18 protein-coding genes are annotated in these 16,695 nt (G+C 69.1%); 4 read left to right on the forward strand and 14 right to left on the reverse strand.

What is annotated here, in order from left to right; all coding sequences use genetic code 11:
- Positions 1 to 140: 140 nt before the first annotated feature.
- The 10 genes from WD271_16750 to WD271_16795 all read right to left on the reverse strand — a co-directional run bounded on the left by WD271_16750 (position 141) and on the right by WD271_16795 (position 7,611).
- A complete protein-coding gene (locus WD271_16750) occupies positions 141 to 806 on the reverse strand; it encodes a hypothetical protein (protein MEX1009469.1) in 666 nt (221 codons plus the stop codon).
- 54 nt (positions 807 to 860) lie between these two features.
- A complete protein-coding gene (locus tag WD271_16755; protein ID MEX1009470.1) occupies positions 861 to 1,451 on the reverse strand; it encodes a mobile mystery protein B in 591 nt (196 codons plus the stop codon).
- Positions 1,448 to 1,918 (reverse strand): mobile mystery protein A, encoded by a 471-nt coding sequence (locus WD271_16760; protein MEX1009471.1) that lies wholly within the window; start codon positions 1,916 to 1,918, stop codon positions 1,448 to 1,450. The genes WD271_16755 and WD271_16760 overlap by 4 nt, the downstream gene beginning before the upstream one ends.
- A 117-nt stretch (positions 1,919 to 2,035) precedes the next feature.
- Entirely contained in the window at positions 2,036 to 2,872 is an 837-nt protein-coding gene (locus tag WD271_16765; protein ID MEX1009472.1) for an SDR family NAD(P)-dependent oxidoreductase, read from the reverse strand.
- 75 nt (positions 2,873 to 2,947) lie between these two features.
- The gene (locus WD271_16770) at positions 2,948 to 3,313 is read right to left on the reverse strand and encodes a hypothetical protein (protein ID MEX1009473.1); all 366 of its coding nucleotides are present in this window, start codon (positions 3,311 to 3,313) and stop codon (positions 2,948 to 2,950) included.
- A 113-nt stretch (positions 3,314 to 3,426) separates the two neighbouring features.
- Entirely contained in the window at positions 3,427 to 3,996 is a 570-nt protein-coding gene (locus WD271_16775; GenBank protein MEX1009474.1) for a TIGR03086 family metal-binding protein, read from the reverse strand.
- A gap of 76 nt (positions 3,997 to 4,072) precedes the next feature.
- On the reverse strand, positions 4,073 to 4,750 hold the full coding sequence (locus tag WD271_16780) for a ribonuclease HII (protein ID MEX1009475.1): 678 nt from the start codon (positions 4,748 to 4,750) through the stop codon (positions 4,073 to 4,075).
- A gap of 77 nt (positions 4,751 to 4,827) precedes the next feature.
- Entirely contained in the window at positions 4,828 to 5,790 is a 963-nt protein-coding gene (gene pip / locus WD271_16785) for a prolyl aminopeptidase (GenBank protein ID MEX1009476.1), read from the reverse strand.
- A gap of 56 nt (positions 5,791 to 5,846) precedes the next feature.
- Positions 5,847 to 6,497 (reverse strand): HAD-IB family phosphatase, encoded by a 651-nt coding sequence (locus WD271_16790; GenBank protein ID MEX1009477.1) that lies wholly within the window; start codon positions 6,495 to 6,497, stop codon positions 5,847 to 5,849.
- Positions 6,498 to 6,513: 16 nt separating this feature from the next.
- Positions 6,514 to 7,611 carry a cytochrome P450 gene (locus WD271_16795; GenBank protein ID MEX1009478.1) on the reverse strand — a complete coding sequence of 366 codons (1,098 nt, stop codon included), beginning with the start codon at positions 7,609 to 7,611 and terminating at the stop codon, positions 6,514 to 6,516.
- Between the two features lie 190 nt (positions 7,612 to 7,801).
- Between WD271_16795 and WD271_16800 the strand changes: the two genes are divergently transcribed.
- On the forward strand, positions 7,802 to 8,452 hold the full coding sequence (locus WD271_16800; GenBank protein ID MEX1009479.1) for a TetR family transcriptional regulator: 651 nt from the start codon (positions 7,802 to 7,804) through the stop codon (positions 8,450 to 8,452).
- 111 nt (positions 8,453 to 8,563) lie between these two features.
- Here WD271_16800 and WD271_16805 read toward each other — a convergent pair whose 3' ends face one another.
- A complete protein-coding gene (locus WD271_16805; GenBank protein MEX1009480.1) occupies positions 8,564 to 10,123 on the reverse strand; it encodes an ammonium transporter in 1,560 nt (519 codons plus the stop codon).
- A gap of 197 nt (positions 10,124 to 10,320) precedes the next feature.
- Here WD271_16805 and WD271_16810 point away from each other — a divergent pair, with 197 nt between their 5' ends.
- Together WD271_16810 and WD271_16815 are read left to right on the forward strand one after the other, a co-directional pair.
- Positions 10,321 to 11,481, forward strand: a complete 1,161-nt coding sequence (locus tag WD271_16810) for a hypothetical protein (GenBank protein ID MEX1009481.1) — start codon at positions 10,321 to 10,323, stop codon at positions 11,479 to 11,481.
- Positions 11,478 to 13,070, forward strand: a complete 1,593-nt coding sequence (locus tag WD271_16815; GenBank protein MEX1009482.1) for a glycoside hydrolase family 38 C-terminal domain-containing protein — start codon at positions 11,478 to 11,480, stop codon at positions 13,068 to 13,070. The genes WD271_16810 and WD271_16815 overlap by 4 nt, the downstream gene beginning before the upstream one ends.
- Here WD271_16815 and WD271_16820 read toward each other — a convergent pair.
- The 3 genes from WD271_16820 to WD271_16830 are packed head-to-tail and all read right to left on the reverse strand — an operon-like array spanning position 13,051 to position 16,016.
- A complete protein-coding gene (locus WD271_16820) occupies positions 13,051 to 13,779 on the reverse strand; it encodes a class I SAM-dependent methyltransferase (protein MEX1009483.1) in 729 nt (242 codons plus the stop codon). The genes WD271_16815 and WD271_16820 overlap by 20 nt on opposite strands.
- An 18-nt stretch (positions 13,780 to 13,797) precedes the next feature.
- On the reverse strand, positions 13,798 to 15,000 hold the full coding sequence (locus WD271_16825) for a hypothetical protein (GenBank protein ID MEX1009484.1): 1,203 nt from the start codon (positions 14,998 to 15,000) through the stop codon (positions 13,798 to 13,800).
- A complete protein-coding gene (locus WD271_16830; protein ID MEX1009485.1) occupies positions 14,997 to 16,016 on the reverse strand; it encodes an NAD(P)H-dependent glycerol-3-phosphate dehydrogenase in 1,020 nt (339 codons plus the stop codon). The genes WD271_16825 and WD271_16830 overlap by 4 nt, the downstream gene beginning before the upstream one ends.
- A gap of 18 nt (positions 16,017 to 16,034) precedes the next feature.
- Between WD271_16830 and cofC the strand changes: the two genes are divergently transcribed.
- Positions 16,035 to 16,670: a 2-phospho-L-lactate guanylyltransferase gene (gene cofC, locus WD271_16835; GenBank protein ID MEX1009486.1), complete on the forward strand. Its 636-nt coding sequence runs from the start codon at positions 16,035 to 16,037 to the stop codon at positions 16,668 to 16,670.
- The last annotated feature ends 25 nt before the right edge of the window (positions 16,671 to 16,695 follow it).

Consider the following 16,695-nt stretch of genomic DNA (forward strand, 5'->3'; position numbering starts at 1 on the left):
GAGCGCGAGCCGCGACGACCGGCCAGTCGGGGCACCACAAGCAGCAGACGCGCTCCGCGCCTGCGCGCCTGCTTCCCGCTCTCGGCGCCTGCGGCGCCGGGCCGCTTGGGCCACGAGCGTCCGCCTTTCGGCGGCCGCTCTCAGACAGCACGCGCGAGCTCGCCGATCCGCGGACGCGCAGCTGCGCCGCGGCCCTCGACGCGCACGTGCAGCGTGCGGCCCCTGAGGAAGCCCGCGTCGTCGAGACCCACCCACGCGGTGCTCTCGGCGCTGAGCGTGAGCGCGGCGCCGGCCTGCCACCGACCCGCCGGCGCGCACACCACGAGGATCGCCTCGCGTTCGCGGGCGCGTGCCACCAACCGGCGCGCGTCTGCCGCACCGACCCCGCGCGGTACCTCGACCAGCACGAGGCTCACGCCGTCGAGCAGGGCCGCGACCACGGTGGCCCAACGGGAGGGGGGCACCCGCCGGACCACCGCGAACCGATCGAGCGCCACACCCGCCTCGCGCGCCGCGAGAGCACCGAGGGTGCCGTCGAGATCGACGGCGGCCGCCCACTCCCCGACGGCCGTGACCGCGGCCGCGAGGTCGAAGGCAACCGAGGTGGACCCCGTGCCCGGACCGGCACTCTCGACGCACAGCACCGAGCCACGGATGAGCGCGCCGCCGGGGACCAGCCCGCCCAGATCGCCTGAGAGCCCTACTGCCCGGTCGCGGGCGAGGACGACGGGCCGCGACCGCCTCCCCAAATTGTCAAGGTGCTCGCGAGCCGTTGCGTCGCGTCGGGGAAGTGCGGCCAGGGCCATGGACCGACGACGATACCGAACATATGTTCGGTCGTCAAGCGGACCTTCGCCGTTCTAAGAACGGGCGAACTCCATCAGCAACGTGATCTCGCCCGCGTCGGCCGATCGAAGCGCACGGAGGTACTGGTCACGGAGCTGCTCGGTCTCTACCGCAAGGCGCGCACCCCACGAGAAGGTGGGCTCGCCCAGAGCTTGCACGAGAGCGTCGGCGCAGACCCGCCCGTGGCGGCCATTGCCGTTGCGAAACGGGTGGATCCACACCAGTCGGTGATGAAATCGAAGCGCGAGCTCGTCCGACCCGAAGGTCTCGAACTCGATCCAGGCCAGGGCATCCTTCACCAGATTGCGCACTTCGACCGCGATCTGATCAGGCTCGACTCCGACATTCGTCTCGCGCAACCGATACGTTCCCGCCCATTTCCAGACCTGCCCGAACATCGCTTCATGGAGCTGACGCAGGTAGCGGTCGTCGAGCAGCTCCTCGATCGTCGGCGACTTCCGGCGCAAGGTCGCGGCCGCGATGTTCCGCTGCTCGGCATCGTTGAGCTCACCCCGGGTCGCGATGTAGCTCGGCAAGAGGCCATCGCTGTCCTCGTCGGTGAGCTCGGAGTGACCGTCACCGATCGGGAGGAGCGGATCGCTCATCGGCGGTCCAAGGTCTCCGTCCAGAGCCCTCGGCGGTCCACCAGTTCGACGGCGAGATCCTCCACCTCATCATCGGCGGCGCTCTCACTGACTGTCTGATCTTCGAGCCTCATGTTGTGCGCCGCTGCCGCGACGTGGACGGCCGCCTTCTTGCGGGCCTGCCGGTGAACGCTTTCGTCCAGGGTTGACCGTGGAACGAGGGCGTACACGAGACGGCAGTCGAGGGCCTCCGCAGCGCGCTGAAGCGTGTCCAGCCTGATGGAGCCCGACACTTCGCCTCGCTCGATGGCCGGGATCCGAGACTGGCTGATCCCCATGCGGGCAGCCAGTTCCGTCGTGGACATGCCGAGCGACTCGCGGATCGCCTTGATCCAACCGCGGTGCGGGCGCGGCTCGTCGGCAAACGGACGCAGGCGACTCAAGCGAGCGTCGAGCTGGCGGCGTGCGTTGGTCGAACGGCGGGCCATGGCCGTACTCTATCATGAATACATGCTAGATCCATAGCTCTTCTAACATGTTTATCAGATAGGCAGCCTGGTCACTTCTCTCAGCTGCACAGCGGGCCGTGGGCACTGGACGGAGAACTACAGGTCGGCGTCGCCGGGCAGCGAGAGCGCGACCCGTGCGTGGGTCCCGCCATCGGTGGCGGGGATACACACGCCCGACATGTAGGCCGACTCGTCGGACGCGAGGAAGAGCGCGAGGTTCGCGCTGTCGCGCAGCATCGGCGGCCGGTCGAGCTTGAGCGGCATCGGGGCGTTCGCCTTGTCCCAAGCGCCCGTGACCTCCTCGTACGACTTCTCGAGCGGCTCGTCCTCCGCGGCGCCGGGGAAGTTCGCCGACATCCCGTGGAACGGGCACAGCGCGTTGACCCGGATCCCGAACTGGCCGAGATCGGTGGCAAGCGCGCGCACCAACCCGTTGGCGCCGGCCTTGGCCGCGACGTAGCTCCGGAAACCGGGGTACGCGACGAGGCCGGCGGCAGAGGTCGTGACCACGATGGTGCCGCCATCGCCCTGCTTTTGGAACTGGACCGTCGCCGCCTTCGCTCCGAGGAACACACCCGTGAGGTTGACCGCGAGCACCTTGTTCCAGTTCTCGAGCGTGGTATCCACGAAGGACACCTGCCCGAAGCCCACCTCGGGGATGCCGGCGTTGCAGAACATCACGTCGAGACGACCGAAGGCGTCGACGGCCGTCTGCACCGCGGCGCGCATGTCGTCTTCGCTGGTGACGTCAGCCTTGGCAGCGACCGCTTCGCCACCGTTGGATCTGATCTCGTCGGCCACCGTTTTCACATGGGTGTCGACGATGTCGGTGGCGACCACCTTCGCGCCTTCCGACGCGAACAACCGCGCCGACTCGCGACCCAGACCGTGCCCGGCACCCGTGATCAGCACAACCTTGTCCTGGAGTCGCATGAGGCTTCCTTTCGTACAACCTACAACTGACACGGGACGATAGCCCCTGGCCACGCGGCGAGGGTAGGGCCCGCCTCAGGCTGCTGGTTCGGGCGTGGGGAGCGGTTCCACGCCGATGGCGCGCAGGTTGTCGGGTGACCAACCGGCGTCGTCGCCGTAGTACCCGAAGAGGTGCTCGATCGTCTCCACCACCTTCGGCTCGAGCTCCGCCCACTTGTCCGGCGGCGCGGAGACCGCGACCGAGCTCGAGTACACCGTGACCGCGTCGACACCGAGATAGAACAGCCGCCGTGCGAGCACGTCGGGTGGACGACCGGCCTTCACGTTGTCGACCGACGCGTACCGTTCGATCGCCATACCGGTGATCGAGCGGTTGAGGTTGAAGATGCGCACCGACGGCGACGCACCGTCTTGCACGGTGACGGTGATGAACTGACCCATGCTTTCCGCTCTCGTCGCCTTCCTGATGGCTCGCTCACTGTGGACCGGGGTACCCGGTCCACAGCCGTTCGCTCGGTGCTCCGGGACGCTCCGCTCCCGCCGATCCTACGGCGTCAGGCTTCGCGGCCGAGCACCGCGAGGAGCCGCGTCTGGCGATCGGCGTCGGCGGGCACGTCGACCACCGTGCCGAACATCCCGCTGCCCTCCAACATCCCGAGCTGGGGCTCGATGACGGCCCAGCACGCCTCGACCAGCGCGGGATCGAGCGCGGTGTCCTGCCCGGTCGACTTGGCGACGTCCCAACCGTGGACGAGCACGTCGAGGAAACGGTGGCCGCAGTAGACCGAGCCCGGCACCGGGCCGTACGACACCGCGCACGGCGCGTCCATCGCACCCGGGGCACGGAACGCGGCCGCGGCGCGCGCAGCCGAGGCGTCGTACGCAGTCGCGGGGTCGTCACCGAGCACGTCGCCGTCGAGCCGGTCGCCCACCGCTTCGATGGTCTTGCCCGACGCGAGCTCCTCGGCCCAGTAGTTGCCGGTGACAACGTGGTTGACGAGCTCGCGCACGGTCCACCCGTCGCACACCGATTCGTCCGCCCATTGGCCTGCGCGCACACCGGCGACCTTCCGGCGCGTGGCGTCGAGAGCCTGCGCGTGCACCTCGGGGAGATCGACGTCCATCTGTGCTCCTTGTCTCTGATTCGCTCCCTACGAGGCGGGGTACCCGCCTCGCTCACGCTCGCTCACGATCTCTGGGTCAGGTGAACAGCCTGCCAGGTGCGGGCGGGAGCCCGCGCCAGCAGAGACCCTCCATGAAGATCCACGACCGGCGATGGATCGCGCTCGGCCCGTAGCCCGCGAGCGCGGCCCTGTGCACGGGCGCGGGATAGCCGACGTTCGACTCGAAGTCGTACGGCGGGTAGTGCACCGCCTCCTCGCGCATGATCCGGTCGCGCGTCACCTTCGCGACGCACGACGCGGCGGCCACCGCGAGGCACGTCGCGTCACCTTTGATCACGGTGGTGACGCGCGCGCCGAGCCCGAGATAGTCGTGATTGCCGTCGAGCACGATGCGGTCGGGCGCGTAACCCTGCGCGTCGAGTTGCGCAAGGGCGCGGTGACCGGCCGCTCGCAGCGCGGCGGTCATACCGAGCTCGTCGCACTCCTCGTATGACGCGTGCCCCACCCCGAACGCGACCGCCCAGACGCGGACGGCGTCGGCGGCAACCTCGCGCTCGGGGCGGCCGAGTTGTTTCGAGTCGCGGATACCGCGCACGTGCTCGGGTGCGGGAACGACCGCGGCCACGGTGACCGGTCCGGCCCACGCGCCGCGGCCCACCTCGTCGATGCCGCACACCACGCGATCGCCGGCATCCCAGAGGCGCCGCTCCAGCCGCAGTGTCGGGAACGGCTGACGGACGGCGGCGAGCGGCACGCTCGGGACGCTACCAACCGGGCGAGCCGGCGCCGGGGAGGCGTAGGACGACGAGCGCTCGGCGATCCTCTGCTGAGCTACGGCGACGCGGCGAAGCGATCAGTTGCTGCGACAGCGGCTTCGCTCATGCCTGGGTCACCGGTAGAGTGCCCCGCCGTGTTCACGACGATGAGCTCGGCGTCAGACCATGTCTGGGAGAGTTCCCACGCAGTGACGAGCGGGCCGCCGAGATCGAGGCGACCGTGGACCATGGTGCCCGGGATGTCGTGCAAACGGTCGGCGCCTCGGAGGAGCACACCGTCTTCGAGCCACGCGTCGTGCGCGAAGTAGTGCGTCACGATCCGTGCGAACGCCATTCGGAATCGGGGGTCGGCGTAGCGGGGATTCGGTGGGATGCCGGGGTCCGGCGAGACGACGGCGTCTTCCCATTCGCACCAGCTCCGCGCCGCGCGCTCTCGCACCGCTGGGTCGGGATGCTCGAGGAGGCGGTGGTAGGCGTCGACGAGGTCGCCGTCCCGGTCGGCCTCGGGGACACCGGCCCGGAACCGCGACCAGTGCTCGGGAAGGAAGCGACCCACGCCGTGGTAGAGCCAGTCGATCTCCGACGGCCGGGTGGTGCCGACCGCCACGAGGACGAGCGCGGATACGCGCTCGGGATGCCGCTCCGCATAGGCGAGGGCGAGCGTCGAACCCCAACTGTTGCCGAACACCAGCCACTGCTCGATCCCGAGGTGACGACGCAGGAGCTCGATGTCGCGGAGCAGGTGCTCGGTCGTGTTCGTGCTCAGATCGGTGGTCGGGTCACTCGCGTGCGGGGTACTGCGTCCGCACTCGCGTTGGTCGAAGAGCACGATGCGGTAAGCGTCGGGGGCGAAGTAGCGCCGGTGACGTGGGGTGCACCCCGAGCCTGGACCCCCGTGCAACACCAACGCCGGCTTCCCGACCGGGTTGCCGCAGACCTCCCAGTAGACGTGGCTCGCGTCACCAACGTCCAGCATGCCGCTGTTGTGCGGTTCTGTTGACGGGTAGAGATCGGTCATCCGCCTCGCTCCTCACGATGGGTCGCTCACTCTGTCGACATACGCCACGTTGGACGTCAATCGCGGATCAACGCTCGGTGGACGTCGTCGAGCGTCACGAACGGCACGGCCGACACACCGAACGTCGCGCACCAGGACGCGAGCGCGTCCTTCGCGAACACGACGTCGACGAGGAGGGCGGCCTTGCGATCGCTCGCGCCGTCGCCGACGAGCACGGTCGTGTGCCCTTGGTACTTCGCGTCCTTGATCGGTGCCTGCTTGCACACGCCGCAGCTCGAGCACGGGCAGCAGCGATCCTCGTGCGGGAAGAGCAGCTCGCGCGTCGTGAAGTCCACGGTGTTCGTGAGCACGGCCACACCCAAGGGCGCGCAGGCATCGTGGACGTAGAAGCCGAACCCGTCCGAAACAACCGTGACCTCGGTACCTCGCGCGCGGAGCGCGTGCACAAGTGGTGCGAAGCCCGGGTCGAGCGCCACCTCCGCGGCGATTGCCCGCAGTGCCGCCTCGTCACCCGTTACGAGCCCCCACTGGTCGTGGATGCACTCCCGACTGCCGATCTCACCACGCTCGTACTGCTCGTGCAGCTCCCACCACTCCGGCGCGCCCGCGCGCTCGAGAAGATGCATCCCGACGTCGCGCGTGCTGATCGTGCCGTCGAAGTCGAGGAACACCGACGTGCGCGACAGATCGAGATCGACGAGCGCCACTCCGCGAGACTAATGATCAGGCGCGCACCCTCACCGGGAGCGTTTCGACACCGCGGAATCCATATTGGCGCCGGACCGGCTCACCGGCGAGCTCGACCGAGCCATGCCGTCGCAACAACGCGTCGAGCGCGACGCGCGCCTCCAGACGCGCGAGCGGCGCCCCGAGGCAATGGTGGATGCCGCCACCGAACGTGAGATGGCGCCCCGCGTTCTCGCGACCGACATCGAACCGGTCGGGATCGGCGAAGACGGACGGATCGCGGTTCGCCGCCGCGACCAGAACGAGGACGTTCTCCCCTCGTTCGATCCTGCAGCCACCCAGCTCGACATCTTCGGTCGCGATCCGGCCCATCGCCACGACACCCCCGTCGTAGCGCAGGAACTCGTCGACCACGGTCGCGAACAACGAAGGGTCGCGACGCAGACGCGCGGTCTCCGCGGGATGATCGATGAGCGTGAGCACCGCGTTGCCGATGAGGTTGACCGTGGTGACGAACCCCGCCACCAGCAGCGTCATGCACAACCTCATGAGCTCGTTGGTACTGAGGCGGTCGGTCTCTTCCTCCGCCCGCACGAGCTGGGTAAGCACGTCGTCTCCCGGTGCACGGCGGCGTCGCTCGATCAATTCCTCGAGGAACGCCGTGAGCTCGATGGTGGCGGTGCCCGCGCGTGCTTGCACGACGGCGTCGGCGTGCCCCGGATCCTGGTTACCGGCGATGAGGTCGCGTCCCCATCCGGGAAAGCGAGGATCGTCGTCGACGCCCAACAGCTCAGCGATCACCGCGATCGGCAGCGGCTCGGCGAAGCACTCGACCAGGTCGAACGCGTCGCTACGCACGGCATCGAGGAGCCCCTCCGCGCGACGACGGATCCACGGCTCGAGACTCGCGAGCGCGCCGGGTGTGAAGCTGGGCGATACCAAACGTCGCAACCGGGTGTGGTCAGGCGGGTCCATCACGAGAATCACGTCTTCGGCGTCGCCGAATTGCACGACGTCCTTGATGGCCTCGAAGTCGGGGAGATGCCGTGGGTTGGAGCTGAAGCGCGGATCGCGCAGCACCACCGACGCCACGTCGTAGCGCGCGGTGAGCCACCCCATCGGCTCCGATCGCACGAGGGGCTCCTCCCGCAGCTCTGCATGCCGCCGAGCGGGAGCTCCGGCCCGAGCGACTCGAAGATCACCGCGGCCGGATGCCCGGGGGGCGGCAGGAAGGGGTTGGCATCTGGCATACTGTCAGTATTCACATACTTAGAGTATCTACATACTGATGGTCGCGCAATACCGTCAGGTCTACGCTCGGACGGTGCCGCCGAAGCGCCTCACCCGCGACGAGAAGAAGGCGAGGACGCGCCAGTTGCTGCTCGACGCGGCCGCCAAGCTGTTCGAACGTCAGGGCTTCGCGGCCACGTCGCTCGAGCAGGTAGCCGAAGAAGGCGGCGTCACCAAGGGCGCCGTCTACGCCCATTTCGAGGACAAGGTCGACCTCTTTCTCTCCTTCGTCGACGCCCACAGTGTGGTCATGGACCCGAACCTCACCACCGATGGATCGGCGACGCTCGAGGAAGACCTCCGGCGACTCGGGCGCGACGCGGCAGCCCAGATTCCGAGAGAGCCGCGCGGCACGGCCTTCGGCCTCGAGCTCAAGGCCTTCGCGCTGCGCAATCCGCGCGCCCGGCGGGAGAGCGCGGCTCGCATCCGCGGCATCATGGAAGGCCTGCTGGTCTCGCGGGGCACGGAACCTCCCGACGGCGAGCACTTCACCCCCACCGATCTGCCTCTGCAGCTCTCGGTGATCGGCCAAGCGCTCATCGAAGGGCTCAGCCAGCTCCGTGCCTTCGATCCCGAGCTCGTGCCCGACGAGACCTTCGAGCTCGCGTTCTCGCTCCTCGCCCGGGCGGTGCCGGACGACCAGGTCACGCCAGGCGGTAGCCCGGAAACTCGAGCCCCTCGGTGAGCGCGCACCGGCGGCGCTCCACGAACCCGTCGGTGAGTGGGCCGCACCCGAACAGCAGGCCGGCGGACGAATGCCCGCCGGCCTGTCGCTCCTGACCACGCTCGAGTTGCGCTACCTCCCGATCGTCGGATCCTGCGACGGTCCGCCGGTCAGCACGATCTGCTCGTCGGGCCCGACGATGTCGAGCTCGTTGAGGACGAGGTTGTCGTAGGCGAGAACACCCATCTCTTCGCGATCCAGACCGGCCTCTTCGACCTCGGCGGTCGGGCGAATACCACCCTTCATGATCGCGTTCTGGATCTTGAAGAACAGGTAGGCGAAGCCGCCCATCACGACGATGATCACGAGCGCGCCGGCCGCCTGCGCACCGAGTTGTTTGAAGCCGAGGCTCGTGTCGTAGAGGAAGCCGGTGACCGCCTTGCCCTTCGTGGCCGCGGTGTCTGTCGCGTTCCACGCGAACCCGTACCGGCCGTCGGCGAAGATGCCAATGCACAGCACGCCGAAGATCCCGCAGGTGCCGTGCACCGAGATCGCGCCCACCGGGTCGTCGACACCCCTCCGCTCGAAGAAGAACACCGACTCCACGACGAGGACCGCCGCGATGCTGCCGATCACCGCTGCTGCCCACGGCTGGACGAACGCACAGGGTGCGGTGATCGCCACCAGGCCGGCGAGCATCCCGTTGGCCATCATGCCGGGGTCCGGCTTCCCCATGCGCCACATGCAATAGAACATCGCGATCGTCGCACCGAAGGCGGCCGCGATCGCGGTGTTCGCGGCGACCACGGTGAACCGCAGGTCGGTCGCCGCGAACGTCGACCCCGCGTTGAAGCCGAACCAGCCGACCAGCAGGATGAACGTGCCAAGAAACGCCATGGGAATGCTGTGCGCGGCCAGCGTGCGAGGCTTGCCGTCGGGCGCGTACTTCCCGATCCGGGCTCCGAGCACCAGCGCGCCCGCGAGACCCGCGATGCCACCCATCGCGTGCACCACACCGGAGCCTGCGAAGTCGACGTAGCCGAAGCCAAGGTCGATGTTGTTCCCGAGCTGGCTCAGCCAACCGCCACCCCAGGTCCAGCCGCCGAAGATCGGGTAATAGAGGGCGCCGCAGAACAGGCCCCAGCCCACGAACGCCTTCCACTTCCACCGCTCGGCCATGGCCCCGGTCGGGATGGTCGCGGTGGTGTCCATGAACGCGACCATGTAGAGGAAGAACGCGGCGACGGGCACGCTGTAGGCGACGCCGGACAGCGCGAAGCCGCTGCGTCCCCACAGGAACGTCCAGTCACCGAAGCCGATCAGCCGATCGGGGCTCAGACCCTTGTTGTATCCGAAGTAGCCGGGATAGCTGAAGCCACTGAACATGATCGCGTAGCCGACCAGGAAGAAGGCGACGAAGCCCAGACCGAAGACGGCGAAGTTGGTGCTCACCACGTGGGCTGCATGCTTCGCCCGGCAGAAGCCGGTCTCCACGAGTGCGAAGCCGGCCTGCATGAAGATCACCAAGACCGCGCTCACGATGATCCAGAGGTTGTTGAGCCCGAGCGCGGTGTTCGCGCTCTCGAGCTTCGTACCGATATCGATCGAGGGATCGACGGCCCACGCCCCGAGCGCCGGCAGCAGCACCAGCGCCGCGGCGATCAGTGCCGTGATCCCGATCCGGCGGCTCATCCGTTTCACGTGCCCTCCCTTGTCGTCGTCGGCCGGATGAGGGCGCCATTGCCCGCAGCCCGAACTGGTGTGGCTGACGGGGACGTTACGGAGAGGTCGTTTCACGCCCGGTGCCACTCCGTGAACGAACCGCAACGCGAACCTGTTGGAAACCTGACAACGCGTGGAGGTTTCGCCCGCCCCGTAGCCTGAGCCGCGTGCGCCCGCCGAGGGAGAGACAGGTCGGGATCGTCCCCCATACGCATTGGGACCGGGAGTGGTACGCGCCCTTCCAGGCGTACCGCGTGGAGCTCGTCCATCTCGTCGACGACCTGCTGGAGCTGCTCGAGCAGGATGCGGGCTACGAGCGGTTCCTGCTCGACGGTCAGACCGTGGTGGTCGACGACTACCTCGAGGTCCGACCCGACGCCGAGAGCAGCGTCGCCAAGCTCGTAGGCGCCGGACGCCTGCAGATCGGCCCGTGGATGGTCCTCATGGACGAGTTCATGGTGTCGGGCGAGACGATCGTGCGCGATCTCCAGCTCGGCATGACGCGCGCGACCGAGCTCGGCGAGTCGTCGATTCACGTGGGCTACCTCCCCGACATGTTCGGGCACATCGCGCAGATGCCGCAGATCCTCCGGCTCGCCGGGATCGAGCATGCCGTCGTGTGGCGCGGGGTGCCGGCGGCGATCGACCGCACCGCGTTCTGGTGGGAGGCGCCCGACGGCTCCCGCGTGCGTGCCGAGTACCTGTACGGCTCGTACTCGAACGGGCGCGAGCTTCCTGCCGACCCCACCCAGCTCGTCGCGCGTGCACGCAACTACGAGCTCGAGCTCGGGCCGGCCGCGCTGCCGGGCGGCGGTCTGCTCCTGATGAACGGCTCCGATCACCTCCCCCCGCAGCGCGGGTTGGGCACGATCGTGGACGCAGCCAACGCAGCCCAGCGCGAGTACCGCTTCACGATCACCTCGCTCCCCGAGTACCTCGCGCAGCAGCCCACCGCGCGACTTCCCACATGGTCGGGCGAGTTGCGGTCGGGTGCTCGGGCCAACGTGCTGATGGGGGTCGCGTCCAACCGGGTCGACGTCCACCAGGCGGCGGCCGCGGCCGAGCGCGCGCTCGAGCGTCGCGCCGAACCGCTCAGCGCGCTGTTCCTGCCTCCCGAGGCCTACCCCGACTCGTTGCTCCGCATCGGCTGGCGCAACCTCGTGCTGAACAGCGCGCACGATTCGTCGTGCGCGTGTAGCCACGACGACGTCGTCGAGGCGGTGCGTGTGCGCTACCAGGAGGCGGGTCACGGCGGTGACTCGCTCGCGACGCGCTGGTCGCGCTCGCGAGCGACATCGACGTGCCGCCATCGTCGACGGTGGTCGTGAACTCGACCGCAGCCACGCGGAGCGGAGTCGTCGCGGTGCGGCTCCCGGTCACCGGACCCGTTCACCTCGTGACGATCGATGACAACACCGTGTGCCCCACCCAGGTCGTGAGCACACATGACGGTGAGGGCATCTCGACGGTCGTCACCGGGCAGAAGATCCGTTGGGTGCTCGAGATGATGCGCGGTCCCGAGTTCGCCGGCGCGAATGTCGCTCGCACCGAACACCGCCGGCGCGACGACGGCGTGATCGAGTTCACGTTCCACGACGCGCTGCCCGGAGAGCCCACGATCGATCTCGAGTCGACGCGTGAGCAGCTGCTCGCGCTCGGCGACGCGGGCGAGACGATCGCGATCCGGCAGCGTCGCGCGCCGGTACAGGAGGTGCTGTTCGCGGCCGCCGGCGTGCCCGGCTTCGGCTGGCGCACGTTCCGCGTGGCCGAGGGCGCGGGGCCGGGCACCGCCGTTTCCGCGAGCGGGACCACGCTCGCCAACGAGCACCTTCGCGTCGAGGTCGACCCGGCCAACGGCACGCTCACCATCGAGGCCGACGCGGTGCGCGTCACCGGCGCCAACCGCTACGTCGACGGTGGCGACGGTGGTGACACCTACAACTACAGCCCGCCCGACGCCGACGCGATCGTCGATCACCCCGAATCGGTGACCATCGCCGTCGAGGAATCGGGCCCGGTGCGCGCCCGCATCGCGGTGGCCGCGACGTACCGGTTGCCTACGTACGCGATCGGCGACGAACGATCGTGCACACAGCGGAGTGACGACACGGTCCCGGTCGAGCTCCGCACCGTCCTCGAGCTGCGCACCGGCGAACACTTCCTTCGCGTGCGCGTCGAGCTCGACCACCGTGTGCGCGACCATCGCCTCCGGGCGCACTTCCCACTTCCCGCGACCGTCGACGGTTCCGACGCCGAGTGTGCGTTCGCAGTGGTGCACCGACCGCTCGCCGCCGAGGGAGGGCCGCACGAGCGTGGCCTCCCCACGTTCGTGTCACGCCGGTTCGTGGACTGCTCCGCAGACAGTGTGGGGCTCGCGCTGCTCCACGACGGTCTGCTCGAGTACGAGGTGGTCGGCGACGGAACCGAGCTCGCGCTCACGCTCCTCCGGGCGACCGGCTACCTGTCGCGCGCGGAGCTCGCGTTCCGCCCCAACCCCGCCGGGCCGCTCGATCCGCTCGAGGGCCCGCAACTCCAGCGCCCGCTCGCGCTCGAGTACGCGGTGCTCCCCCACCGCGGCAGCAGGAAGGATGCGCGACTCTCGGAAGCGGCCGACGATTTCCTCGTGCCCCTCGAGCGCGCGCGCGGCGGAGGCGTGCCCGGTGCGCGGCACCCCCCCACAGGGCACGCGCTGGTAGTCGACGGCGCACCGGTGTCGGCCGTGCTCCGCGATGGCGAGAACGGTGCGCTCACCGTGCGCGTCTACAACCCGTCGCCCGAGCCCACCACCGCGCGCATCCACACCGGCCGCGGTCCAGCACATGGGCATGTCGTCGATCTCGCCGGCACCGTGCTCACCGCGTTCGAGGAGTCGGTCGGGCTGCGCGCCTTCGAGATCATCACGCTTCGGCTGGCGTGACGCCCGCGTGCCTGATGCCGATATGGAGGCCGCGGCCGGTGAGGCCGTCGGTACGCTCGTAGCGAAGACCCGCAGCCTCGACCGCGGCCCGGTACTGCTCCGCGGTGAACAGCCCCATGCGGTGCACCTCTTCGACGTACTCGATACCGTCGACCGTCGCGAGGAGGTAGTGCATCTCGATCGTGCTCACGTCGCCGTCGCGCCCACTCACCATCACGCGCGCGGCTACGAGTTCGTCGTCCACGGCAGACTGCGCCCGGGCTCGGGGCTCCTCCCACGCCTCACGCTCGACCCAACCTTCCACGACGAGCACGCCGCCCTCGGCGAGGTGCGCGGCCATGTTCCGCACCGCGAGGTGGAGATCCTCGACCGTGGTCATGTACCCGATCGCGCTGAAGAGGCACGTCACCACGTCGAAGCGGTCACGAAGCTGGAACGTGCGCATGTCGCCCGGATAGATGAGCAGCCCGGGCCGCGCGATCGTCGCCTCCTCGATCATCCGCGCGCTGGGCTCGATCCCTTCGGCGCGTTCGTATCGCCGGGCGAACCCGGCGAGATGGGCACCGGTGCCGCAACCGACGTCGAGCACGGACTGTGCATCGGGGCGGTACGTCTCGACGAGGCACGCGATCTCGTCGACTTCACCCTCGTAGTCCTTGTCGCGGTAGAAGAGGTCGTACGCCGCCGCTGCGGCGCGGTAGGGCTCCACGGGCGTGACGCTACCCAGTCATCCAGATGGCACGAGCAAGGTTTCGCCGCGGGGTTCGGTGGTCGACCACTCCGGATCGAATCCAGGGATGCGCACGGTGGCGCCGGCGGGAACCTCCCACAGCAGCGCGACGCGCTCGTCGTGCCAGCGCAACGAGTACGACACGGGACCGAGCCGCGTGGGTGCGCTGCGCACGTCGAGCGGCAGGCCCCGCCATTCGGCCGGCCAGTCGTGGAGCAGTTCGATAGTGGTTGCCGCTTCGCCAACCAGCGCGCTGCGGAGCACGTTGAGGAACCGCGCATCCCCGGCAGCCGCGCGTCCTCGAACGTCGTCCCACGATCCGCGCCCCGGAGCGCGACGCGCTGCCTTGCGACGCGCCAGCATGCCGAGACGGCTCCAGGCGCTCCGAGCCTCGGAGTCGTTGCCCCAGTCTTCGAGCGCCGCGACCACCTCCGAATCGGGCATCCACGCCTGCCCGGCGAGGAGCAGTTGGGCCCGCGCGGTATCGACGACGGTCTGCAAAGACGGATCGGGAAGCTCTACCCGCATTCCCCGCTCGAGCTGCGCACGCCAGCCGCGCGCCACCTGATCCGCGTCCGGGAACCGTGCGATCACAACGTCGGAGTACGACGGGCCGAGCGGCAGTACGAACCGGAGCACGGTGTGGTGCGCCACCGGGAACAAGAGCGCCGCCTCGAGGCGCGCCGCGCGACTTCGCTGCGGCGTGAACTCGTCGTTTCGTGCACCGCCACCGGTCACGACCTGTGACGTCGTGCCATCCGTGGACAGCGCCCACCGTGCCGGCGCGCGTGCTCCGGCGATCGCGGGTCGACCGTCGATGACGACGACCGGCCCCTCGGTTGCAAGATGAGACGCGCCGCGCACGACGAGGCCGAAAACAAACGGCACCGGCGATTCGTTCGCGATCTCCACGACCGCTGCGGTCGTGGTGCCCCCGTATGCGCGGTGCACCGCGTCGCCGCCGGGCACGCGCATCGACGTGCACACCACGGGCATGCCGTCGAGCAGCGTCTGGCGCACCGCCGCCTCTTGCTCGGGAAAGTGCCAGCGGTCATCAGCGCCGATCCACCACATGAGCTCCCAGCCGGCACGTTCGGGCCGCACCGTGCCGAAGCCGTCGACCGACGCCACGCGGTCGCCACCGAGGACGCCGACGAGGTTGGATCCGCGGGCTCGGGGCCCGAAACGCGAGTTCGTCACCGAAGCCCGTGCAGCTCCGGCTTCGCCTCTCGCAGCATCAGCTCGAGAACGAGATCGGCCGGCTGACGACCTTCGTACAGCACGGCACCGACGATGGTCGCGATCGGCATCTCCACGCCTGCCCGGGCCGCGAGCTCGAGCACGGCGGCGGTGCTCCGGACTCCCTCCGCCACCATATTCATCTCGGCCACGATGGAGGCGAGCCGCCTGCCCCGGCCCAGTTCGAATCCCACGGAGCGGTTCCGGCTCTGCGCGCTCGTACAGGTGGCGACGAGGTCGCCGAGCCCGGCCAACCCTGCGAACGTGAGCGGCTCACCCCCCAGGGCCACGCCGAGCCGCGTGAGCTCGGCGAGACCGCGGGTCACGAGCGCCGCCTGGGCATTGTCGCCATAGCCGAGCCCCGCGGCCGTGCCGACCGCGATGGCAATCACGTTCTTGAGCGCACCGGCGATCTCACATCCCACCACATCGGGATTCGTATACACGCGGAAGCTGCGCGTCATGAACAGCTGTTGGAGCCACCCGGCCGTCTCCTCGTCGCGGCACGCGATCACCGAGGCGGCCGGCTGCCCCTCGGCCACTTCACGTGCGAGGTTCGGGCCTGTGAGTACCGCGACGCGATCCCCACGGTGATCGGGCAGTACGTCGAGGATCACCTCGGTCATGCGCAACAACGTGTCGCGTTCGACACCCTTCGACACACTGACAACCGGGGTCTCGCTGCGTATGAGCTGCGCGGCCTCGCACAGGACTCCTCGGAAGCCGTGCGACGGCACCGCCATCACCACGACCGTGGCCTCCGCGCACGCGGCCGCGAGATCCGATGTGGCTCGCAGCGCGCTCGGCAAGGAGATGCCCGGAAGGTACGCGGCATTCTCGTGGGTGCGGGTGATCGCATCCGCGAGATCGGAGTTCCGACCCCAGAGCACCGTGGGCCCATGCTCGCTCGCGATCGCGGCCACCGTCGTCCCCCACGAGCCGGCGCCGATCACCGCAACCGATGGCGCCGTGTCCACGTCGGTAGCTTACGTGGGGTGACGGTGAGCCCAACCGGTGTCGTGGTGCCGATCCGCGCCTTCGCGCTCGGCAAGGCGCGGCTCGCCGAACACCTCGACCCTGCCGAGCGTGCGGCGCTGGGGCGGCGGCTCGCCGAACAGGTCGTCGGGGCGGCGTCTGGGCTCGAGACGCTCGTCGTGTCGTCTGATGAGGATGTGCGCAGTTGGGCTCAGGGCTTGCACCTCAGCGCGATCGACGACCCCGGAAACCTCGACGCGGCAGCCCACGAAGGTCGTGCGCGGTTGGCGCATCGAGGATGCACCCGCATTGTGATCGCGCACGGAGACCTGCCGTTCGCAACGACATTCTCCGGTGTCGCACGCGATGGATCGCGGCCTGTTGTGGTGGCAGTGCCCTGTCACCGTGACGACGGCACACCGGTGCTCAGCGTTCCCGCCGACGTCGACTTCGCGTTCGCGTACGGGCCCGGTTCGTTCCGCCGTCACGCGGCAGAGGCGCGCCGCCTCGGTATGGGCTTCCGGGTGGTGCGCGACCGGAATCTCGCGTTCGACGTCGACCTGCCCGACGACCTCGACCAGCTCACACCTGGCCGGGGCAGCCGAGAGCGGAGTGACCAATCGAGGAGGAACGCAGCGGAGGTTCGCTCGCCGTAGGCCGGGGCAGCCGAGAGCGGAGTGA

The sequence above is a fragment of the Acidimicrobiia bacterium genome (genome assembly GCA_040880805.1).
Taxonomy (GTDB): domain Bacteria; phylum Actinomycetota; class Acidimicrobiia; order IMCC26256; family DASPTH01; genus DASPTH01.